Annotated in this window: 18 protein-coding genes; 4 read left to right on the forward strand and 14 right to left on the reverse strand. The window is 59.5% G+C overall.

The features are described from left to right. Window positions 1-16 precede the first annotated feature (16 nt). From N645_RS0100765 to N645_RS0100825, 13 genes are all read right to left on the reverse strand, one after another. A complete protein-coding gene (locus N645_RS0100765; protein WP_202960756.1) occupies window positions 17-2194 on the reverse strand; it encodes an EAL domain-containing protein in 2178 nt (725 codons plus the stop codon). A 154-nt stretch (window positions 2195-2348) separates the two neighbouring features. Further along, window positions 2349-2750, reverse strand: coding sequence for a hypothetical protein (locus tag N645_RS0100770; RefSeq protein ID WP_024459602.1), 402 nt, complete (start codon window positions 2748-2750; stop codon window positions 2349-2351). A gap of 38 nt (window positions 2751-2788) precedes the next feature. Further along, entirely contained in the window at window positions 2789-4054 is a 1266-nt protein-coding gene (locus N645_RS0100775; RefSeq protein WP_193744933.1) for a porin, read from the reverse strand. 158 nt (window positions 4055-4212) lie between these two features. Further along, a complete protein-coding gene (gene purD / locus N645_RS0100780) occupies window positions 4213-5499 on the reverse strand; it encodes a phosphoribosylamine--glycine ligase (RefSeq protein WP_024459604.1) in 1287 nt (428 codons plus the stop codon). A gap of 152 nt (window positions 5500-5651) precedes the next feature. Beyond that, window positions 5652-7226, reverse strand: a complete 1575-nt coding sequence (purH, locus tag N645_RS0100785; RefSeq protein WP_024459605.1) for a bifunctional phosphoribosylaminoimidazolecarboxamide formyltransferase/IMP cyclohydrolase — start codon at window positions 7224-7226, stop codon at window positions 5652-5654. Between the two features lie 99 nt (window positions 7227-7325). Then, window positions 7326-7589, reverse strand: coding sequence for a DNA-binding transcriptional regulator Fis (gene fis / locus N645_RS0100790; protein ID WP_036159962.1), 264 nt, complete (start codon window positions 7587-7589; stop codon window positions 7326-7328). Window positions 7590-7615: 26 nt separating this feature from the next. Further along, window positions 7616-8605 carry a tRNA dihydrouridine synthase DusB gene (gene dusB, locus N645_RS0100795; RefSeq protein WP_036159691.1) on the reverse strand — a complete coding sequence of 330 codons (990 nt, stop codon included), beginning with the start codon at window positions 8603-8605 and terminating at the stop codon, window positions 7616-7618. Window positions 8606-8760: 155 nt separating this feature from the next. Continuing rightward, window positions 8761-10059 carry a DUF3426 domain-containing protein gene (locus tag N645_RS0100800; RefSeq protein WP_024459608.1) on the reverse strand — a complete coding sequence of 433 codons (1299 nt, stop codon included), beginning with the start codon at window positions 10057-10059 and terminating at the stop codon, window positions 8761-8763. Between the two features lie 36 nt (window positions 10060-10095). After that, a complete protein-coding gene (gene prmA, locus N645_RS0100805) occupies window positions 10096-10980 on the reverse strand; it encodes a 50S ribosomal protein L11 methyltransferase (protein ID WP_024459609.1) in 885 nt (294 codons plus the stop codon). A 6-nt stretch (window positions 10981-10986) separates the two neighbouring features. Next, window positions 10987-12330, reverse strand: coding sequence for an acetyl-CoA carboxylase biotin carboxylase subunit (gene accC / locus N645_RS0100810; RefSeq protein WP_024459610.1), 1344 nt, complete (start codon window positions 12328-12330; stop codon window positions 10987-10989). A 23-nt stretch (window positions 12331-12353) separates the two neighbouring features. Beyond that, window positions 12354-12818, reverse strand: coding sequence for an acetyl-CoA carboxylase biotin carboxyl carrier protein (gene accB, locus N645_RS0100815; RefSeq protein ID WP_024459611.1), 465 nt, complete (start codon window positions 12816-12818; stop codon window positions 12354-12356). An 84-nt stretch (window positions 12819-12902) separates the two neighbouring features. Further along, complete coding sequence (aroQ, locus tag N645_RS0100820) at window positions 12903-13376, reverse strand: type II 3-dehydroquinate dehydratase (protein WP_024459612.1); 474 nt, start codon at window positions 13374-13376, stop codon at window positions 12903-12905. 307 nt (window positions 13377-13683) lie between these two features. Next, the gene (locus tag N645_RS0100825; RefSeq protein WP_024459613.1) at window positions 13684-15489 is read right to left on the reverse strand and encodes a protein-disulfide reductase DsbD; all 1806 of its coding nucleotides are present in this window, start codon (window positions 15487-15489) and stop codon (window positions 13684-13686) included. A gap of 180 nt (window positions 15490-15669) precedes the next feature. Here N645_RS0100825 and N645_RS16415 point away from each other — a divergent pair, with 180 nt between their 5' ends. From N645_RS16415 to N645_RS0100845, 4 genes are all read left to right on the forward strand, one after another. Then, a complete protein-coding gene (locus N645_RS16415; RefSeq protein WP_152521598.1) occupies window positions 15670-16446 on the forward strand; it encodes a hypothetical protein in 777 nt (258 codons plus the stop codon). Between the two features lie 44 nt (window positions 16447-16490). Further along, complete coding sequence (locus tag N645_RS16420) at window positions 16491-16937, forward strand: copper chaperone PCu(A)C (RefSeq protein ID WP_024459615.1); 447 nt, start codon at window positions 16491-16493, stop codon at window positions 16935-16937. 26 nt (window positions 16938-16963) lie between these two features. After that, window positions 16964-18037 (forward strand): DUF2333 family protein, encoded by a 1074-nt coding sequence (locus tag N645_RS0100840; protein ID WP_024459616.1) that lies wholly within the window; start codon window positions 16964-16966, stop codon window positions 18035-18037. 175 nt (window positions 18038-18212) lie between these two features. Next, window positions 18213-18662, forward strand: a complete 450-nt coding sequence (locus tag N645_RS0100845; RefSeq protein ID WP_024459617.1) for a c-type cytochrome — start codon at window positions 18213-18215, stop codon at window positions 18660-18662. Here N645_RS0100845 and N645_RS17655 read toward each other — a convergent pair. Then, window positions 18653-21205: an EAL domain-containing protein gene (locus tag N645_RS17655; RefSeq protein WP_193744934.1), complete on the reverse strand. Its 2553-nt coding sequence runs from the start codon at window positions 21203-21205 to the stop codon at window positions 18653-18655. The two genes, N645_RS0100845 and N645_RS17655, sit on opposite strands and share 10 nt — an antisense overlap. Window positions 21206-21333 lie beyond the last annotated feature (128 nt).

Raw genomic sequence — 21333 nt, forward strand, 5'->3', positions numbered from 1 at the left:
CGGCGGGGATATCCTGCTACTCCCCGGGCTCGGTGCTCTTGTCCGCTAAGCTTGCGATCAGTTGACTCAACTCATCCGCGGGCAGTGCCGCGTTTCCGTAAAAACCCTGAAACTCATCACACGCCTGTTCCTTCAGATATTCGTACTGTTCGGACGTTTCCACGCCCTCTGCAATGACATTCAGGCTCAGGTTTCGGCCAACGGCAATGATGGCTTCCGTCAAGCCCCGATCCTCAATGCTTCGGGTCAGGTCCTGGACAAAGGAGGAGTCGATCTTGATGGAATCCACCGGGAACTGCTTCAAGGTGGATAAAGAGGAGTAGCCTGTTCCAAAGTCATCAATCGCGACTCGGACGCCCATCGATTTGAGTTCCTTCAGAATGTCCACCGTGGTTTCTACGTCGCGCATTACCATTGTTTCAGTAATCTCGACCTCCAATAGCTCGGGACTCATGCCAGTGTCCTGAAGAGCCTGCTTGATATCATCCAATAAGCTCTCATCGATAAATTGGCGGGCCGATAAGTTGATGGCCATGTTCAGTGGCGGTAGGCCGCTTTTTTGCCATTCGACGCTCTGCTGGCACGCGGTGCGCAATACCCAGCGACCGATGGGAACGATAAGACCGTTTTCCTCGGCAACCGGAATGAACTGCATGGGCAGAATCATCCCCAGTTCCGGATGCTGCCAGCGGAGTAGGGCCTCGACACCGGTAATCTGGCCACTCTTCATGCTGCGTTTGGGCTGGTAAAACAGGCGGAATTCGTTCCGTTCCAGGGCGTGGCGCAAGCTGGATTCCAGGGTCAGCCGCTCCAGAGAGTCCGTGTTAAGGGACTCGGAGAAATACTGGAAATTGTTTTTCCCCAGCTCTTTGGCATGGTACATGGCCATGTCCGCGTTCTTCATCAATGTCTGTTCGTCGTCCCCGTCCTTCGGGAAGAGAGTGATGCCGATACTGACGGTGACCCGGAACTCCTGCCCTGCCAGAGTGAATGGCTTTCCGCAGGCGGCGAGAATCTTGTCCGCGACGGGTGCCACTTGCTGCGGGTCGGGAATGTTGGGCAGCAAGACAACAAACTCATCGCCGCCGAGGCGCGCCACCACGTCGCTCTCTCGCACCGAGCGAGAGAGCCGCCGGGCAATTTCCTGCAACAGATCATCGCCCGCATCGTGACCGAGAGAATCATTGATGTGCTTGAAACGGTCGAGGTCCAGGAAGAGGAGGGCAAATTGACGTTCGTAGCGACGGGCTTCGTGCATTGACTGTGTCAGTAAACGACTGAAGTATGCCCGGTTCGGTAAGTCAGTCAGACTGTCGTGAAATGCCAGGTATTCCACTTTCTGGGCGTGTAGTACACGCTCCTGCATGGCTTGTTGCCGTGTCCGTTGCAGTCTCCAGCTCAGAAATCCGAGGATGGCAGCAACACCAACCAAGCCCGCGCTTGCCAGCGCTGCCCGCCAAAAGTATTCGCGTTTTGTGGTCAGAGCCGGCTCCAGCTGTTCCCTGTGAGACAGCCCAACGACCACCGAGAGCGGGAATTCAAACAGTTCACGTATTACTGTATAACGCTCGACGCCATCCCAGGGGTGATACATCAACGGCGCCAAAGAGGGGTCCTCAAGCTTTGGAAGCTCCTCGACAAAATTGTCCATCGGTAAGCCGGTGCTGATCGCATCCCCACTGCGGTAGACCCGGAAGTGGTTGTCGCTGGCTACCAGTCCAAGCGCGCCCATATCGCCCAGGGTGGTGTTATCGTAACCACTGACGAAGTAATCCGCGTGCACGGCCAGTGCAACAACGCCGGAGGCCTGATTCTGGTTGCTACCGACACCTCGAGCAAAATAAAGGAAGGTACCGGCGTCAGTGTCGATGGGGCGGCTGAGCGTCAATTGGTTGGCATTCAGCGCCTCCTGAAAGAAGGTGTGCTCTTCAGGGTGTTGTAGCCTGAAGTTGCCATGGGTCGCCAGAAGGTTCCCCTCAGGACTGAGAACGGCTATGGAGAAGAGTAGACTTGGAGGCAATAGGTCCCGTTCACTGAGTTCGCGCATGGCGGCTTCGGGTGTCTGACGCTGGGTGTCGTACCGAACCAATTTGAGTGTCTGGTCGATTTCGCGAAGGGCGCGAATCACCTGGGCTTCATAGGTGTCGGCCACATCGGTTGCCATGGAGGCCGTGTTCCGGGACGCGGTACTCATAACGTCGTCCGTCAGGTGGACGGTGGCGGCCCAAATGAGACTCAAACCCAGGAGCGCGAGTGAGCTGATCAGTACGGGGGCTTCCAACCATTTAGACGCTTTTTTGCTGGAGGCCAGGTCAGCTTGGGTGTCTGGATCAGTCTCATTCATAGGGTCATGACCCTATGGTGAGAATGCGCAGGCTATCGGGGACAGCCTCCGGGGCCATGTAGCCAATGGTATTGGGGTTGCGGCTCAATTCTTTGGCCACATCGGCATTGCTGCGCACCGCTTTGGGTGGCTGGCCGCGGCCGGTAAAAATCAGACGGGACCAATGTGACCGAATCTGTGCCGCCGTTCGACCGAGGTACTGCTGATAAAATTCACCATGAGCCGGGCTCTGCTCCGTCTGATCAATGGGGTTGATGGGTTCGCCACCCGGCAGCTGAGTGAGGCGCCCGAGGTAGATGTCGCTCAGTTGCAGCGACGTCAGCTCCTGTATGGGGCTTTCGTTTGGAACCACCACAACGACTTCAGCGTAGACGAAGTTTCCAAGCGTACTCAACAGCCCGGTCATTATTATCTTTTTGAGAAATAGTGGCATGGGCAAGTAACCTAGAAGACAAAGTCGACAGTGGTGCTGAATACAGAGACGGGCTCGTCTCCCTCAAAGCCAGGCTGCGTGTTCGATAGTACGCCGCGCGTTCCGCGTCTCAGGTCTATGCGATCGTACTGAACTTTCAGAGCAACGCTCGGAGCGAAATCCCAGCGTGCACCGACCGCAATGCGGCTCTGGTCGGAGGTGTTTTGGGACAGCAGCAGGTTCAGCGTTTCGTTCAGAGGCTGGGCCTGTGGGAAAGGCAGGCCCGGATGAGATAAATCACCTTTGGCTCGTTGGTCTGCGAAGGTCAGGTAGGGGGTCAATGACGCGATCCGAACCCCGCCCGTCACATACCAGCCCCGGTGCTCGCCAACGAAAGATCGGGACCTGTTGTTGGCCCACTCTCCCAGAATAAACCAGGTGCCGGGGTCGTACCGCCCGCCGACACTGACAATGCGCACGGTCGTGTCATCGAGATCAAATCGGTCCGCGATGTACTCGCCCTCGGGGCCAAACGCGCGGAATCCGTCAAAGAAGGGCGTCAGAACGTCCACGGTCAGGTCTGTCTGCGAATAACCTGCGAACAAGGTTGTGTCGCGCCACTCCAGCGTGTTCGCCAGGGTAAAAGAATCGTCCGATTCCATTTCAAATCCGTCGGGCAGGTCGGTGGTCTTCTTGCCGAAAAGCAGGTGCAACGTGTTGGTGACCTCGTTGAAACGGCTTTGGTAAGAGACGTCGATACCATCGGAGTTGGTAACGGGAACCAGGTTGTAGACCTCGGCGGGCGGCCGAACGGTAGGGTTGGCATAGCCGACTTTTCGGTACTCGGAAGTCATAAATGACGGCTGTACCGTTCGCCCGATGCGAACGGTGAGCTCGGGCGTAATGTCGTAGCTCACATTTGCCCACTCAATCAGTGGGTCAAAGGAGCCATCATGCCGCTGTTCCGAAACCACCTGAAGGACGGCTTTGAATTTCGAGGAAAAGTTGGCGGTCAGCTGAACGCCCACTTTACTGTCTACTTTCAGACTCCATTCATCACTGTACCCAGCTCCTTCATCGGCGAGTAGCCCTGTGGTGAAATCCGCCTGGTCTTCATCGGAGTGCGCGATCCCGAGCGTGCCGAAACCATTGATATTCCAGGATGGAGCGGTGACGTCGCCGCGCACAGGAAGCGCGATAAAGGACACGATGAGCAGCACGTGGCTCAAGCGTATAGCCGGGAGTTGTTTCATTGAAAGCCTTGTACTGACGGTACTGTTATTGGTTTCAGGCAACATGCGGAAATCCATGACGCCTTTTTGTATATGTTCAATAAGGATTGACGAAGGACTTGCGCTTGAAAATCCTGGCACGTCAGGGTGAGTATAGCATCCAGCCGAGCCGGTGCCAGTTGACTGGGCCCGCCACCAGGGCGGGCTTCAGCACGCGGGCGGCGTTAGCGCTGCTCCCGCTCAATTGCCCGATAGGCAATGTCCTTACGGTAGAAAACCCCATTCCACTGGATGCGATCGGCCAGGGCATAGGCGCGTTGTTGCGCTTCGCTGACGGTATTGCCCAGGGCGGTGGCACACAACACTCGGCCGCCGCTGGTGACGACTTTACCGGAGGCGGTCTTGGTGCCGGCGTGGAATACGCGCTCACCGGGGGTCTCTTCGGTAGGGAGACCGCTGATTTCGTCGCCCTTGTTATAGCTGCCCGGGTAACCACCGGCGGCGAGCACGACGCCGACCGCGGCACGCTCGTCCCATTCGGTATGGGCCTGATCGAGTTTGCCGTCCAGTGCGATCTGGCACAGCTCGGCCAGGTCGGATTTCAGGCGCAACATGATCGGCTGGGTTTCGGGGTCGCCGAACCGGCAGTTGTATTCGATCACTTTTGGCTGGCCGTCCGGGGTGATCATCAGGCCGGCGTACAGGAAGCCCGTGTAGGGGTTGCCTTCGGCGGCCATGCCCTCCACGGTCGGTACAATCACCTGCTGCATGATGCGCTCGTGCACCTCGGGGGTGACCACGGGGGCCGGGGAGTAGGCGCCCATGCCGCCGGTGTTGGGGCCGGTATCGCCTTCACCCACACGCTTGTGGTCCTGGCTGGTGGCCATGGGCAGGATATGTTTGCCGTCCACCATGACGATAAAGCTGGCTTCTTCACCGGTGAGGAACTCTTCGATCACCACACGGCAGCCGGCGTCTCCAAAGGCATTGCCTGAGAGCATGTCACGCACGGCGTCCTGGGCCTGATCCAGGGTTTCCGCCACGATCACGCCTTTACCGGCGGCCAGGCCGTCGGCCTTGACCACGATGGGTGCACCTTTCTCTTCCAGGTAGGCCAGGGCGGGCTCCACCTCGGTGAAGGTCTGGTAATCCGCGGAGGGGATCTGGTGCCGGGCCAGAAAGTCTTTGGTAAAGGCCTTGGAGCCTTCCAACTGGGCGGCGCCCTTGGTGGGGCCGAAGCAGGGCAGATCGCGCTCGGCGAAGTAGTCCACCACGCCTTCCACCAGCGGCGCTTCCGGGCCGACGATGGTCAGCGCCACGTCATTGTGCTGGGCGAACTCTGCCAGAGCCGGAAAATCCATCACGTCGATATCCACGTTGACCAGGTTTTTCTCCAGGGCCGTGCCGGCGTTGCCGGGGGCCACAAACACTTTATTGACCTTGGGGCTCTGGGCCGCCTTCCAGGCGAGGGCGTGTTCACGTCCGCCGCCGCCGATGACCAGTAGGTTCATGCTTTAGACCTTTCGTGGTTTGGATTGACTTGGGTTACGGCGGATGCGGCCTTTGGCCTTATCCGCCCTACGGCCGAGCGCAGCGGTATAAATCCGCGTAGGGCGGATAAGCCGAAGGCGCATCCGCCGTAACGGAATCCCGCCGTTGCCGATTAATGCCGGAAATGGCGCATGCCGGTGAATACCATGGCGATGTTGTGCTCGTCGGCGGCGGCGATCACTTCCTCGTCGCGCATGGAGCCGCCGGGCTGAATCACCGCGGCAATGCCGGCGGCACCGGCGTTGTCCAGGCCGTCGCGGAACGGGAAGAAGGCGTCTGAAGCCATCACCGAGCCCTTCACTTCCAGGCCGGCGTGCTCGGCCTTGATGCCGGCGATGCGCGCGGAGTTGACGCGGCTCATCTGGCCTGCACCGACACCGATGGTCTGGTTGTTTTTGGCGTAGACGATCGCGTTGGATTTCACAAACTTGGCGACCTTCCAGGCAAACAGCAGATCGCGGATTTCCTGCTCGCTGGGCGCACGTTTGGTGACCACTTTCAGGTCCGACTCGGCTACCATGCCGTTGTCGCGATCCTGCACCAGCAGGCCGCCGTTGACGCGCTTGTAATCCAGCCCGTCGATGCGCTCGGTGCCCCACTGGCCGCAGGCCAGCAGGCGGACGTTCTTCTTGGCGGCCACGACCTGCACGGCCTCATCGGACACGGTGGGGGCGATGATCACTTCCACAAACTGACGCTCGACGATCGCCTGGGCGGTGGCACCGTCCAGCTCGCGGTTGAAGGCGATGATGCCACCAAAGGCGGATTCCGGGTCGGTGGCAAAGGCCAGGTCGTAGGCGTCTTTCAGATTGGCCGCGGTCGCCACGCCACAGGGGTTGGCGTGCTTGACGATCACACAGGCGGGCTGCTCAAAACTCTTCACACACTCCAGGGCGGCGTCGGTGTCCGCCACGTTGTTGTAGGACAGCTCTTTGCCCTGCAACTGCTTGGCGGTGGCGATGCAGGCTTCAGTGGGGTTCTGCTCCACGTAGAAAGCCGCCTTCTGGTGCGGGTTTTCCCCGTAGCGCATTTCCTGGGTTTTCTGGAACTGACTGTTGAAGGTGCGCGGGAAGTGCTCGCTGCCACCCTCGACCTTGCGGCCGAAGTAGTTGGCAATGGCGCCGTCGTAGGCGGCGGTGTGCTCGTAGGCCTTGATGGCCAGGTCAAAACGCAGGTTCAGGCTGGTTTTGCCGTTGTTGGCATCCAGCTCGGCCAGAATGCGCGCATAGTCGCTGGCGTTGACCACGATGTTGACGTGGGCATGGTTCTTGGCGGCGGCTCGGACCATGGTGGGGCCACCGATGTCGATGTTCTCTACGGCATCTTCCAGGGTGCAGCCGGGCTTGGCCACGGTCTGCTCGAAGGGGTAGAGGTTGACCACCACCATGTCGATGGCATTAATGCCGTGTTCGCCCATGACCGCGTCATCCTGCCCGCGCCGGCCGAGAATGCCACCGTGCACTTTCGGGTGCAGGGTTTTGACCCGTCCGTCCATCATCTCAGGGAAGCCGGTGTAGTCAGAGACTTCCACGGCGGGAATGCCGTTTTCCTTGAGCAGGCGGAAGGTGCCGCCGGTGGACAGGATCTCCACACCGCGCTGGTGCAGTGCCTGGGCAAATTCCACAATGCCGGTTTTGTCAGAGACGCTGATCAGCGCACGATTTACGGGTGCTAGGTCGGTGGTCATGGTCGGTGAGTTTCCCCCAATGCCGGTGTCAATTCAGGTGAGTTACAAAAGCAGAGGGGGTGGTTTTATGCCACCCCCTCGGAATTCGGGTTGTCGCGCTCAGAGCAGGTCGTACTGCTTGAGCTTCTTGCGCAGCGTGCCACGGTTCAGCCCCAGCACCTGGGCGGCGCGGGTCTGGTTGTGACGGGTGTACTTGAGGACGATTTCCAGCATGGGCGCTTCCACTTCGGCCATCACCATGTTGTACACGTCGCTGACGGGCTGGCCGTCGAGGTTTTGAAAGTAGTTCTCCATGGCCTGTTCCACGCAGCCCCGCAGGGACTGTCCGTGGGTGAGCGTATGGGTATGGCCCGTATCGCCCATGGGAGCCAAAAAGTTTTCTGCTGTGTTCATGCCGCTTGATCCTCTTGTTCTATCAGCTGTTCAAAGTACTTCAGAACGCTGTCCAGTTGTTCTTGTGCGTTGTCCATACGGTTAAACGCCTGACGAAACGGGTCGCTACCGGGTACCGTCTGCAAGTACCAGCCCAGGTGCTTGCGAGCGATGCGCGGGCCCAAATAGTCGCCATAAAATCCGTAGAGGTCACGCAAATGACTGCTGAGAATGTCCCTGACTTCAGTCAGTGACGGTTCGGGAACCGTTCTACCAAAACGCAGGTAGTGATCGATTTCCCGAAAAATCCAGGGGCGCCCCTGGGCGGCTCGACCGATCATGACGGCGTGAGCGCCGGTCTGGTCGAGTACCTGTTGCGCCTTGTACGGACTGTCGATATCACCATTGGCAAATACCGGGATGGTTACCGCATCCACCACGGCGGCTATGGTGTCGTATTCCGCTTGGCCCTGATAGCGATCGGCCCGCGTCCGGCCGTGTACGGCCAAGGCCTGAATGCCGATATCCTCCGCCATCCGTGCCACGCGCACCGCATTGCGATTATCCCGGTCCCAGCCGGTGCGTATTTTCAGGGTGACCGGCAGGTTGGTCGCCGCTACCACTGCCTGCAGTATATCGGCCACCAGAGGCTCATCTCTGAGTAGAGCGGAGCCGGCGGCCTTTTTGCACACTTTCTTGGCGGGGCAGCCCATATTGATGTCGATGATCTGGGCGCCGTTGTCCGCGTTGAGTCGGGCGGCGTCGGCCATCATGGCCGGGTCGCCTCCAGCAATCTGCACTGAAATCGGTTCCGCTTCGCCGGCGTGGTCCAGGCGCAGCCGACTTTTGCGACTGTTCCACAGGCTGGCATTCGACGTCACCATTTCCGAGACCACCAGACCGGCGCCCAGTTTCCGGCACAGCTGCCGAAAAGGACGATCCGTCACACCCGCCATGGGCGCGAGAATCACCCGACTGTCTATTTGATGGGTACCGATCCGAAACACGCGACTCACCTGTTCGAGGGTCTCAATGGCCGTTACCGACAGCCCCGGAAAAGGTTGGCTATGATACCCGTTTGGCCCCGGATTGGGAACGAGCAAAACCGCCGAATTGATGTTTTTTTGATCGGTTTTGGATCGCCCCGACGGGCGGGGGCCGGTCAGTGGGGGATGTAGGCGCGGTAGTTGACGGCGCTCGGGCCGGGGTCCACCAGCTCCAGTGTCAGGTGGACGGGCTGGTTACTGGGCATGACGGTGCGGCCTGCCAGCTCGCCCGAGAGGTACTCTTCGGGGGTGAATTGACGCGCCGCCACCACCTCGCCATTGAGGTCACTGAACTCCAGCACCAGCCCGGGAAAGGGTTGGTCAAAGCGGGCGGTGTTAAGCAGTATCGCATCGACCATTAACGCGCCCTCACGCTCCGGGTGATTGCGGACCACCAGGTTGTAGGCGCGGATCTGGCGGCGATCGACCAGTTCGGGCAGTTGGCAGCCAATCAGGGGGCATACGGTTGCATAGACAGTGCGGTAGGGCTCCACCCGGCTCCAGCGGTCAAATTGCAGCCAGGCTACCTGAACGAGCAGGGCGACCGCCGCCAGCGCAACCAGCGATGGCCAGAGCCAGCGCCGGCGGCGGGTCTGTCGGTGAGTCCAGCTCATCTCGACCGGCTCGGGGTCGATATTCATCAGCAGTGCCGAGCGCTCGGGATCGTGGGCGCGCATGCGCTCACCGCCCTGGTAGTCGTCGACCTGCTCGGCATCGCTGCTGGCGAGGTGGAACTTGATGTGTTCTCCGGGGGGCGGAGGTTCCGGCTCGTCCATCAATTCAAAGTCGGACGGTACGTCCGAGGCGGGCTCAGGGGCCGGTTCGACCCGAACACTGGCGGCCTGCTCTTCCTCTTCTTCGAGCAGGCTCATGGCCCAGGACTCGTCGGTGTCGTCACCAGACTCCGAGGCCTCCTCTTCCTCGGGACGAGGGGTTCGCTCGAACAGCGAGTGCGTGCTGTGCGAGCGGGATTGTTCGCCGACACCGAACGGATCGTCTTCGCTCTCGGGGCGGGACTGATCCATATCATCACTGATCAGAAAGTCATCGTCATCCAGCGCGCTCGACTCTTGGTCGATTCGCGACTGGTCAAAGCGCAGCCCGGCCTCCTTGGGCTTCTGTTCAGCGCGCGGATGCGCCTCTTTCGGCGCAGGGGACGGCGCCTTGGGGGCGGCGGGTTTGCGCTCCGCTTTGGTGGTGGTTGGCCTGTTCTGGGAGGGTTTTTGGGGTGAGCGGCGCACCAGAGCCGGCTCGGCCGCCGGCGCCTGGGGCCCCACCAGATGGTCCCGCGCCTTGAAGATATGCAGGCAGGCTCCACAGCGCACGGCCCCGCGCGCTGACTGTAGCTGCGCCGGGGTGATCCGGAACGAGGTCCCGCATTGCGGGCAGCGGGTCACCATGTTAGTCGGGGCCATGATCGTTCAGTGTTCTCCTCACCCGAAACGGGGTCGTTACGGGCGTGTTTTGGTGCCGGTCAGTCTCACCCAGCCGTCTTGTTCGGCCACCGGGTCAAAGTCAAACCAGGGGCGATAAGCCGCCATCACGGCTTCGGCCTGATTGGCCAGAATGCCAGAAAGGCAGATCTTGCCGTCAACCCGGGTCATGCGCTGCAGTTGTGGTGCCAGCTCAACCAGGGGGCCGGCAAGAATGTTGGCCAACATGATGTCGGCGGTCACCTCGGGGCATTGCCCGGGTAGAAAAACCGGCATGGCATTTTCGGGCAGCGCATTGCGAGCCGCGTTGTCCCGAGTGGCGGTGAGTGCCTGGGGGTCAATATCCACCCCGGTGACCCGGTGGGCGCCGAGGAGCAGGGCCGCAATGCCGAGAATGCCCGAGCCACAGCCAAAATCCACCAGATCCAGCCCTTCGATGGGCTGTTGGTCCAGCCACTGCAGGCACAAAAACGTGGTGGGATGGGTGCCGGTGCCGAACGCGAGGCCCGGGTCGAGCATCAGGTTGACCTTGTCGGGCTCCGGGGGTTCCTGCCAGCTGGGGCAGATCCACAGGCGTTCGCCGCAGCGAATGGCCTGGTAGTGGCTCATCCACTCCCGCTCCCAGTCCTTGTCTTCGAGCTGTTCCCAGCGGTGCTCGGGCAGCGGCCGGTTCCAGGCGGAAGCCAGCCGCTCGCTGATTGCGCGCGTGTCGATGTTGGCATCGTACAGGCCGGTCAGGCGCACCTGGTCCCACAGCGGGGTTTCCCCCAGTGCGGGCTCCAGGATGGGCTGATCGGCGTTGTCTTCCAGCGTAACCGACACAGCGCCGCTGGCCAGAAGAAGATCTTCCAGCGCCTCGGCGCTATTCCGGTCCGTGGTCAGTTTCAGTTGCAACCAGGGCATAGGGCGTCAGCTGGACAGCTTTTTCTCCAGGTAATGAATGTTGACGCCACCTTTGCGGAACTCGTCGTCCCGGACCAGCCACTGCTGCAGCGAGATATTGGTACGGATGCCGTCGATGATGGTCTCATCCAGGGCGTGACGCATGCGGTTCAATGCCTCTTCCCGGGTCTCGCCGTAGGTGATGATCTTGGCAATCATCGAATCGTAATTCGGCGGTACCGTGTAGCCACTGTAAAGGTGCGAGTCCACCCGCACACCCAGACCGCCCGGCGGATGGAAATTCTTGACCTTGCCCGGGCAGGGCATGAAAGTTTTGGGATCTTCGGCATTGATGCGGCACTCGAAGGAGTGACCGCGAATCACCACGTCTTCCTGCTTGATGGACAGCTTCTCGCCCGCACAGACGCGAATCTGCTCTTTGATGATGTCGATACCGGTGACCATTTCCGAAACCGGGTGCTCCACCTGAATACGGGTGTTCATCTCGATGAAGTAGAAGTTGCCGTCTTCGTACAGGAACTCGAAGGTACCGGCACCTTTGTAGCCCATCTTGATGCAGGCGTTGACACAGGCCTGAGCGGTTGACTGGCGAACGTCTTCCGGGATACCGGGGGCCGGCGCCTCTTCGATCACCTTCTGGTGGCGGCGCTGCAGCGAGCAGTCGCGGTCGCCCAGGTGGATGGCATTACCCTGGCCGTCGGACAGCACCTGGATCTCCACATGACGCGGGTTCTGCAGGAACTTCTCCATATACACCGTATCGTCACCAAAGGCGGACTTGGCTTCGTTCTGGGTGATGTGGATGGAGTTCATCAGCGAGGCTTCGGTGTGCACCACGCGCATCCCGCGACCACCGCCGCCGGCGGCCGCCTTGATGATGACCGGGTAGCCAATCTGCTTGCCCATGGCCAGGCATTTCTCGCGGTCATTGGCGGGCAGCGGGCCATCGGAGCCGGGTACGGTCGGCACACCGGCCTTTTTCATGGCGGCAATGGCGGCGACCTTGTCACCCATCATGCGGATGGTGTCCGGGTCCGGACCTATGAACACGAAACCGCTTTTCTGTACCTGCTCGGCGAAATCGGCGTTTTCGGCCAGAAAGCCGTAGCCGGGGTGTACCGCTACCGAATCGGTCACTTCCATCGCACTGATGATGGCCGGGATGTTCAGGTAGCTCTGGGGCGACGGGTTGGGCCCGATGCACACCGACTCGTCCGCCAGGCGAACGTGCTTCAGGTCGCGGTCGATGACAGAGTGAACCGCGACGGTTTTAATGCCCATCTCTTTACAGGCGCGCAGAATGCGCAGGGCAATCTCGCCGCGGTTGGCGATCAAAACTTTATCAAACATAAACCAAATCCTCGGTGCTGGATTTATACAATCGTGACCAGGGGTTGGTCGAATTCAACCGGCTCGCCGTCGTCGACCAGAATGGCTTCGACCACGCCGGCTTTGTCCGCTTCGATTTGGTTCATCATCTTCATGGCCTCAACGATGCAGATCACATCGCCGACCTTAACGTGCTGGCCCACTTCCACAAACGCCGGGGAGCCGGGGCTCGGGGAGCGGTAGAAGGTGCCTACCATGGGTGACTTCACCACGTGGCCGTTGTGCTGCGCGGCGGGGGCGGCATCGCTGCTGTCAGCGGCCGGAGCCGGCGCGGCGGGCGCGGCGGCCGGTGCGGGCGCGGGTGCCTGGGCCGGTGCGGCGGTGAAATACTGAGCGTTCGGGTTATTGCGGCTGATGCGGACGGATTCCTCGCCCTCTTTGATTTCCAGCTCGCCGATGTCGGATTCTTCCAGCAGCTCAATCAGTTTTTTAATTTTGCGAATATCCATTGGGGCCTCTCTTTAAAGCAACGGATGAATGATGAATTGATCCCGGCGCACCGGGTTCGATGTCAGGGTGTAGATACTTCTATTCTATTCGGATGTCGATGCCTTGCCTGTCTGCGCGGCGCGCTCCAGGTGGTGCAGTGCCGCGGTCAGGGCCAGCTCATAGCTCTGGGCGCCGAAACCACAGATGACGCCCTGGGCGACATCGGAAAAATACGAGTGTTGGCGGAACGGCTCGCGGGCGTGCACATTGGACAGGTGCACTTCAATAAAAGGAATGGCTACGCCCAGCAGTGCATCGCGCAGGGCGACGCTGGTGTGGGTGAACGCAGCAGGATTGATGACAATAAAGTCCACTCCTTCCTGGCGCGCATCGTGAATGCGTTCAACGAGCTCGTATTCCGCATTGCTCTGCAGGGTCAACACATGATGGCCAGCGGCATGGCCCTGTTCGGTCAAGGTCCGGTTTATGGTGTCCAGGGTCTGGGCACCATAAATGCCGGGCTCGCGCTGTCCCAGCAGGTTCAGGTTGGGGCCATGTAGAACCAGAATGGTTGCCATGAAAAATCCTGTGTGACCGTGGTTTTCTTGACCGGGTGTTGTGTTAATACGCGAAAATCGGCGTTTGCACGTTATGGGGGCGAGTTTGCCGCAAAAAAGCAACAGTGTCCACGGTCTATTCGGGTTTTTGCTAAATTGTCCTCAAATGGCGACAAGATGCCAGACGTTCGGTCTGTTATGGCGCATAAAGCCGTGTTTGAGTGGGTTGGCAAAACCCGTTAACAGTCATTTTGAGCGACAAACCCGGCGCAATACAGGCAAGATAACAGAGGATGGCAAAAAGTCGGCAATATTGCTGCTAACGTCGTCAATTTTGGCTCAATTGTGTTTCCGTGCCATCCTCGAGTCGCTCAAGCAGGGCTTTTTTGCGAAGAATCTGCGGTAACACGATGCCCGGGCCCTGATGGTCGGCGGGAAACCAGAGATAGAGCGGCACCCCGCTGCGGTTGTACGCCTCCAGCAGCCGGGTGATGGCCGGGTCGCGGTGGGTCCAGTCTCCTTTGAGGGTCGCTACGCCGTGGGCGTCGAAAGCGCGTTCAACGTCTTCGGTACCCAGAGTGACGCGCTCGTTGGCCAGACAGGTCAGGCACCAGTCGGCGGTCAGATTGATAAATACCGGAGTTCCTTCGCGGCGCAGGGTGTCCAGGCGGGCGGCGGAGTAGGGCTCCCAGCGGGAGTCCTCGACCGGGGCGTTCAGCGTTTGCCAGGGCAGGGCCAGGGCGGCGGCCCAGGCGAGTAATACCAGGGCCTTCTGGCCGAATCGGGCCGGCGTCGAACGGGGCTGCCGGGTCAGTAACCATCCCGCGAAGGCAATCGCGACGGCCCCCACGCCAACCGCTGCCACGGCATTGGGCCCGGCCTGGCGCCCGAGCACCCAAATCAGCCAGATGGCGGTCAGGTATAGAGGAAAGGCCAGAAACTGCTTCAGGCTGTCCATCCATGGCCCAGGCTTTGGCAGATGGTTCACCAGTGATGGCAGGTAGCACAGCGCCAGCAGAGGCAATGCCATCCCCAGACCCAGTGCCACAAACACGCTCAGGCTCACCAATGTTGGCTGGGTCAGGGCAAAGCCAAGCGCCGCACCCATAAAGGGGGCGGTGCAGGGGCTGGCGACAATAGCGGCGAGCACGCCGGTAAAGAAGGAGCCGCTCAGGCCGCCGCTCTGGGTCAGCTTCTGTCCTACCCCCATCCAGCGTGTGCCAATGGTCAGCAGGCCGGACAGGCTCAGCCCGAGAATAAAGAACAAGTACACCAGTGCGGCAATGAGCAGGGGAGACTGTAACTGGAAGCCCCAGCCAATCGCCTCTCCACCGGCGCGTGCGGCCAACAGTACGCCGGCAAAGGCGACAAAACTGACCACTATGCCCGCGGTGTAAGCCCAGCCGTGGAGCGGCAATCGCTGGCGGTCGGCTCGAGCCAGGCTCATGACCTTGATCGACAGCACGGGGAAGACACAGGGCATCAGGTTCAGAATGATGCCACCGAGCAGTGCCAACACCAGAATATAAGGGAGCCAGGTGGTCGTGGCCTCGGAGGTGGCGCCGCCGTCGTCGGTATTTGCGGGTGTGTTTGCGGGAGGCGCCGAGGCGATGCTGGCGCTCTGGTTGGCGGGGTCCACCTTGACGTAATCAACATGGGGCGGGTAGCAGAGCCCCGCGTCCGCGCACCCCTGAGACTCTACTCGCAGGGTGAAGGGTTGGGCGTCGTCGGCCACGGCAAGGCGGACAGTGGCGCTGCCATAATACACCGCCATGTCTTTTTCAAAGTACTCGTCGTACTTGTCGACCGTGTTGTCGCTGAATCGGGGGGCAAACGGTTCCGGCTCCGGGTCGGCGCTCAGCCTGAACCGCTCCTGATACAGGTAGTAATCCGGGGCCACTTCCCAGTGAAGCACCAGCTCGCCGTCGTACAGTCGGGTTTCCAACTGAAATGCCTCAGTGACCGGCAGAAAGTCATCACCGCCCCCCAGCAGGCTGGTGTTCTGGGATTGGCCGCCCAACAAGTCCTGAGCGGCGGCACCGTGACTGAAAACGCAGAGCAGGGTGCTCCAGAGTAGCAGGCGCCAGAATGACAGAAAGTCGTGTCGGGATGCCGATAATTGCTGGGTCAACATAGGTCGCTTGGTTCCGGGTTGGGTGACGTTTTCTGCGGCGAGAGGGTATCATGGCCGCTAGATGCCAAAGCAGTCTCTTTTCTCGGACTGCGGCAAACCACAATAATTCGGATCAATCCGGGTCGCTAGTGTACCGGACTTGGACCGCAAAAACTGCCAACTGGCTCTCCTGGAGTCGCTGTGAGTAAGGTTATTGTCATGCATGAGTTGGGTCATCCCGCGACCGATCGGGCGAGATCCCGGGGGTGGATGCTGGGTGGTATGCTGGGGCTCGCCCTGTTGGTCGGGTGCAGCAGCCCCGCGCAGACACCCTCTTCGACACAGGCACCCCCGCCGGCGGTTGATACCATGCCCGAGCCCGAGCCAGCGCTGACGCGGGAGCAACGTATTGAGCGCTGGCTGGAGGAGGGCGATCGGGCCCTGTCTGCCGATCGACTGCTGTCACCGCTGGGCGACAATGCCCATGATCGCTATCGGGCGGTGCTGATTTATGACCCCGATAACACCCGCGCCATTTCCGGGCTCCAGGCCATTGCCCTGCGCTATCTCGATCTGGCCCGCTCTGCTGCCGCACGCAGTGCGCTTTCTCAGGCCCAAGGCTATCTGGACCTGGCCGAGTCCGTGGATCCGGGGAATCCGCTGGTGGCCGAGTTCAGCGAGAAGGTCAGCGACCAGCGGGCGCGTTTGCAAAATACCTCCCCCCTGACTCAGGATGGGAAAGTGGTTCAGCTCAATGGAGAGCTGCTTCGTCAGCGGGCGGACGAGCTGGTGGTTGATCTGCAACAGCTGGCCCGGCGAGTAAAAGACACCGGTGAGTTTCTGCTGATCGTGGCGCGCACGGACGCCGAGGGCCGGTGGATCTACCAACAGATGCGCGATGGTGTACCCAATTATCTGTTGCGCGGGGATATCCATCGGGGCTCTCCCCCGCGAATCGAACTACAGCCGCCGTTGTAACCGGGTTGTACGACGGCACAATCAATGTTCTGGAGAAACCTGTCATGTTGCGAGCCATACTGTTTGTGCTGGCGTTGGGTGTAGCGCCGGTCTGGGCGGAGGCGCCCACTGTTACCGTTACCGATGCAACCGTGCGCGTGCCCTTGCCGGGTAAAGACCTCACCTCGGCCTACTTTCTGTTGCATAACACGGGTGAGGAGGCGCGGTCGTTGGTGGCGGTGTCCGCCGAGTTCGCCGAGCGTGCGGAGCTGCACGAGCACCGCACGGAGGATGGCATGATGCGCATGCGTCAGGTGGATGCGGTGGAGATTCCCGCCGGCAAGAAGGTGCGCTTTGCCTCGGGGGGCTACCACGTAATGCTCTTTGGGCTTGAGCGACGCCCCCGCACCGGAGATCCGCTACAATTGATATTGACGTTTGATGATGGCAGTGAGCAGACCGTGAAGGCCTATGCGGTCAGCGTGTTTGACCGGCCTCATCACGACCATTAACGCATTTCACCGATCAGGAAGTCGCTATGCCCATGTCCAAAGCCAAGCAGTTCTGGGTTCACCTGCAGCGCAAGCTTCGGGACACCTTTGCCGATACCCGTGACGATGTCTCCCGATTGGGAGTGCGGGTGAAAATCGGTATAGCCGTATTGGGCCTCTACTTGTTGTTGGCGCTGGTAGTGGGCATTTACTGGAGCATGACCCCCGGTTTCTTCACCGTGGAAGACTATGTGACGACGCAGGTGGAGGAGCGCGGCGGGACCCGTGAGCGCGGCGCTGTGATGACCTCGGCGCTGATTGGCGTGGCGGAAACCCTGCTGGAAAAACCCGGCGGCTACCTGACCAATGACATCACCCCGCCCGGCCTCTGGTTGGATAACATGCCGAGTTGGGAGTACGGCGTGGTCATTCAGGTGCGCGACGCCAGCAAAGCCATGCGCGAAGCGTTCAGCCGCTCCCAGTCTCAATCCCGCGAGGATCAGGACCTGGCCCTGGCCGAGTCCCGCTTCAACTTCAATACTGATAGTTGGATCATGCCGGCCACCGAGGGACAGTACCGCGAAGGCATTCAGTACACCCGTCGGTACCTTGATCGATTGACCGGCATCAGTGATCAGAATGCCGAGTTCTACACCCGCGCTGATAATCTTCGCTATTGGTTGAGCACCGTGGAAACCCGCCTGGGCAGCCTGTCGCAGCGCCTCAGTGCCAGCGTTGGGCAGCGCCGACTGAATACTGACTTGCCGGTAAGCATGGGCGAGCCTCAGGAAGTGGCCCCGGGGGAGGTGATCGTCAAGACGCCCTGGACCGAGCTGGATAATGTGTACTACGAAGCCCGGGGCTCGGCCTGGGCCCTGATCCATCTACTGAAGGCGGCGGAAATCGAATTCGCCGACGTGCTCGATGACAAAAATGCCCGGGTCAGCCTGGGGCAGATCATTCGTGAGCTGGAAGCCACCCAGCGCTCGCTGATGAGCCCGATGATCCTTAACGGCAGCGGTTTCGGTCCGCTGGCCAACCACTCTCTGGTAATGGCCTCCTATATCTCCCGCGCCAATGCGGCGTTGATTGATTTGCGGAGTTTGTTGGATCGGGGGTGATTCTATCCGATCAAGAATCGGCGTCATTTTTGATTCAGCGCAAAGGTAGTCTTAATGCAGGAGATAAATCCCGTTTAACGGGTTGCGAAAACACCACCGTCGACAACACTTAAAGGATCTCGAATCGGGTTGTAAGGATTCAGACTTCGTTCGATGTCGGCTAGAGGTGGTCACCATGAGATACTCATTACTCTTTGCGTTCGTGTTTTTTCTGACAGCGTGCAGTCAGGGACCGGAATCACCCCGGGGGTTCAGTTTGCCGGAAGGGGATCTTGAGCGGGGCGAGCAGGTGTTTGTCCAGTATGATTGTCTGTCCTGCCATCGGCTGCAGGGCTATGATGCGGTGGTGACGGAACGTGAGCTGGACACGCCGATCATTCTCGGTGGCACCGTCACCAAGGTCAAAACCTACGCCGAACTTCTGACTTCCGTCATCAATCCCTCCCATCGGCTGGCCAGCGGCTATCAGGATGAGCAGATCACAGATGACGCCGGGCAGTCATTGATGCGCAACTACAACGATGTCATGACCGTAAGTGAGCTGATTGATCTGGTGGCGTTTCTTGAGTCTTACTATGAGCTGAACCCCTACGCGCAGAGCCACTATCACATGTATTATCCCTGATGGTTCCTACGGACGTCCCGTAGCAGGGCTTCAAAGTCATCGGCTCCGAGGGGGCGGCTGTAATAAAACCCTTGGGACTGATCACAGTTGTTGTCGCGCAAGAAGGACTCCTGTTCTGAGGTTTCCACACCTTCAGCGATGACCGTCAGGCTCAGGGTTTTCCCCATGGCAATAATGGCTTGGGTAATGGCCTTGTCCTCAACGCTGTTGGGAATGTCCTTGATGAAGGAGCTGTCGACTTTCAGTGTGTCGATGGGAAAACGCTTGATTTGAGCCAGCGAGGAATAGCCGACGCCAAAGTCATCAATGGCGAGCTTTACGCCCAGGGCTTTGATGCCTTTCAGAATCTCGATTGCGCGCTCAGTGTTCTGCATGACCATGCTTTCGGTAATTTCCAGCTCCAGGTCTTCGGGGTTCAGTCCGGACTCTGCCAGTGCCAGGCGTATGTCCTCAATCAGATGCTCGTCATAAAACTGTCGTGGAGAGAGATTGACCGACATGCGCACGGGCGGCAGTCCCTGGCGTTGCCAGTGGGCACTTTGCTGGCAGGCTGTGTTCAGCACCCAGCGACCAATCAGCACAATCAATCCGGTTTCTTCGGCGAGGGGAATAAACTCCCCCGGAGGTACAACACCTAATATTGGGTGTTGCCAACGTACCAGAGCTTCTACGCCGGCCACAGTGCCGGTTTTAAGGTCCCGCTTAGCCTGATAGTGCAGAAACAGCTGGTTGTGTTCCACCGCCTGACGAAGATGGTTCTCCAGGTCCATTCGCTCCAGGGTGCGCGCCTGCAGATTGGGTGAGTAAAACTGGTAGGTGTTTTTACCTTCTTCCTTGGCGCGGTACATGGCGATATCGGCATTCTTCATTAAATTTTGGCTGTCGCCGGCGTCTGAGGGGTACATGCAGATACCGATACTGGCGGTAACCCGGCACTCCTGCCCCTGAAGCGAAATGGGCTCTACGGCGGCTGTGATCAACTTCTGCGCGATCAAACTGGCATGCTGCTCCGAGTAAACCTCCTGAAGTAGCACGACGAACTCGTCGCCGCCGAGGCGAGCGACCACATCACTTGCCCGTAGGCAACGGGTGAAACGCTGAGCAATGGTTTTCAGCAACTGGTCTCCAGCGTCGTGTCCCAAGGTGTCGTTGATATTTTTGAAGCGGTCCAGGTCGATAAAAAGCACCGCCAGAGATCGTTGGTGGCGCTGGGCGGAATGAATAGTCACGTCGAGGATCTGGTTGAACATGAACCGGTTGGGCAGCTCGGTCAGGCTGTCGTGAGTGGCCAGAAAATGTACTCGCTCTTCGGACTGGCGGCGGGCTGTGATGTCCTGGCCAATACCGCGATAACCGAGAAAAATGCCATGGTCGTCAAACACTGGCAAACCGCTGAGGCTGATAAACCGGGGCTCTTGATTAGAGCGTTGACAGCGCAGCTCATACTCCCGGAATGGCTCGCGCTCTCGGAGTGTTGCGGTCAATTCTGCCCAGCAGCTGCTCAGGGGTTCGCAAGCGGGCAGTTCCGAGACGCGTCGTCCAATGAATTCTTCTCTGAGAAACCCGGATTTGCAATTTGGATCGGTCAGGTCGGTAAACTGCCCCTGCTCGTTTTGCTCCCAATACCAGTCCGAGGAAAGTTCTGTCAGGCTGCGAAACCGAGATTCACTTCGTTTAAGCGCCAGCTCGGCTTCTCGACGCAGGCTGATATCACGGCCGATCCCCACCAGACCGACCACCTCGCCGTTCGGGCTGCGAAATGGCACTTTGCTGGTAAGTAACCAACGGGTTCTTCCCGTCACTTTATCGACGGTGGGTTCTTCCTGCTCCAGCATGGGGTTGCCGCTGTGCAGTATCCGCTGCTCGTCTTCGTAGTACTGCCTGGCGAGCTCGGCAGGGAAGTAGTCGGAGTCGCTCTTTCCCAGAATTTCCTCAGGGGTGGTGCCCATGCTCTCGGCCACTGAGCGGTTGGCCAGCAGGAACCGGCTGCTCACATCTTTGGCGTAAATGTTATCGGGAAGGGCGTCTATCAGCGTTCGCATCAACTGACGTTCCTTTTCCAGCGTGGCCGCCAGTTGTTCCAGTTCGGCGGTGCGACGGGCGACACGGTCTTCAAGTTCGCGATTCAGCGCCTGTGTTTTGAAGGTGTTGTCCCGGCTGGCGGAGATGTCCCGGGTGATGCCCAAGAGGCCGATGACATTGCCCTGCTCGTTTTTCAGGGGCACCTTGGTGGTAGAAAACCAGCGCGTCTGTCCGTTGCTGCTGTCGATCATTTGCTCTTCTCGGTCGACCACTGGCGTTCCGGACTGAATGACGCTCTGGTCGTCCCGGTAGTAACCCAGTGCCAGGGACTCCGGGTGGAAATCAAAATCGGTCTTGCCCTGCATTTCGTCGGTGGAGGCGCAGCCGTAGAGGTTGGCGAGTGCGGCGTTTACAAATACAAATCGACTGTCCCGATCCTTGGCGTAGATCAGATCCAGGGAGTGCGCTGCAAGGGTCCGCAGTAGCAGACGTTCCATAGGTGCGTCTTCGAGTGTGTTCATGGGCGATCCCATTTGGCACGTTAATTATCTTATGCTTTCATTATAGAGGTCTTTTAGTCAAATCGTCCATAAGGCTGTATGGGCTCCAATTGACCGTGCGTTGCCCGGAGTTCTTGCACAGTCCAACT

The organism is Marinimicrobium sp. LS-A18, from assembly GCF_000463525.1.
In the GTDB taxonomy this organism is placed as follows: domain Bacteria; phylum Pseudomonadota; class Gammaproteobacteria; order Pseudomonadales; family Cellvibrionaceae; genus Marinimicrobium; species Marinimicrobium koreense.

Bases quoted from the DNA above. Each gene is read 5' to 3' on its own strand.
- N645_RS0100800 (WP_024459608.1), bottom strand. From the start codon at position 10,059: ATGGCCCCGACTAACATGGTGACCCGCTGCCCGCAATGCGGGACCTCG.
- N645_RS0100845 (WP_024459617.1), top strand. From the start codon at position 18,213: ATGAGATACTCATTACTCTTTGCGTTCGTGTTTTTTCTGACAGCGTGC.
- purH (WP_024459605.1), bottom strand. From the start codon at position 7,226: ATGACCACCGACCTAGCACCCGTAAATCGTGCGCTGATCAGCGTCTCT.
- purD (WP_024459604.1), bottom strand. From the start codon at position 5,499: ATGAACCTACTGGTCATCGGCGGCGGCGGACGTGAACACGCCCTCGCC.
- accB (WP_024459611.1), bottom strand. From the start codon at position 12,818: ATGGATATTCGCAAAATTAAAAAACTGATTGAGCTGCTGGAAGAATCC.
- N645_RS0100840 (WP_024459616.1), top strand. From the start codon at position 16,964: ATGCCCATGTCCAAAGCCAAGCAGTTCTGGGTTCACCTGCAGCGCAAG.
- fis (WP_036159962.1), bottom strand. From the start codon at position 7,589: ATGGGCGATACGGGCCATACCCATACGCTCACCCACGGACAGTCCCTG.
- N645_RS0100825 (WP_024459613.1), bottom strand. From the start codon at position 15,489: ATGTTGACCCAGCAATTATCGGCATCCCGACACGACTTTCTGTCATTC.
- accC (WP_024459610.1), bottom strand. From the start codon at position 12,330: ATGTTTGATAAAGTTTTGATCGCCAACCGCGGCGAGATTGCCCTGCGC.
- N645_RS17655 (WP_193744934.1), bottom strand. From the start codon at position 21,205: ATGAACACACTCGAAGACGCACCTATGGAACGTCTGCTACTGCGGACC.
- N645_RS0100775 (WP_193744933.1), bottom strand. From the start codon at position 4,054: ATGTTGCCTGAAACCAATAACAGTACCGTCAGTACAAGGCTTTCAATG.
- prmA (WP_024459609.1), bottom strand. From the start codon at position 10,980: ATGCCCTGGTTGCAACTGAAACTGACCACGGACCGGAATAGCGCCGAG.
- N645_RS0100770 (WP_024459602.1), bottom strand. From the start codon at position 2,750: ATGACCGGGCTGTTGAGTACGCTTGGAAACTTCGTCTACGCTGAAGTC.
- N645_RS0100765 (WP_202960756.1), bottom strand. From the start codon at position 2,194: ATGAGTACCGCGTCCCGGAACACGGCCTCCATGGCAACCGATGTGGCC.
- aroQ (WP_024459612.1), bottom strand. From the start codon at position 13,376: ATGGCAACCATTCTGGTTCTACATGGCCCCAACCTGAACCTGCTGGGA.
- N645_RS16420 (WP_024459615.1), top strand. From the start codon at position 16,491: ATGTTGCGAGCCATACTGTTTGTGCTGGCGTTGGGTGTAGCGCCGGTC.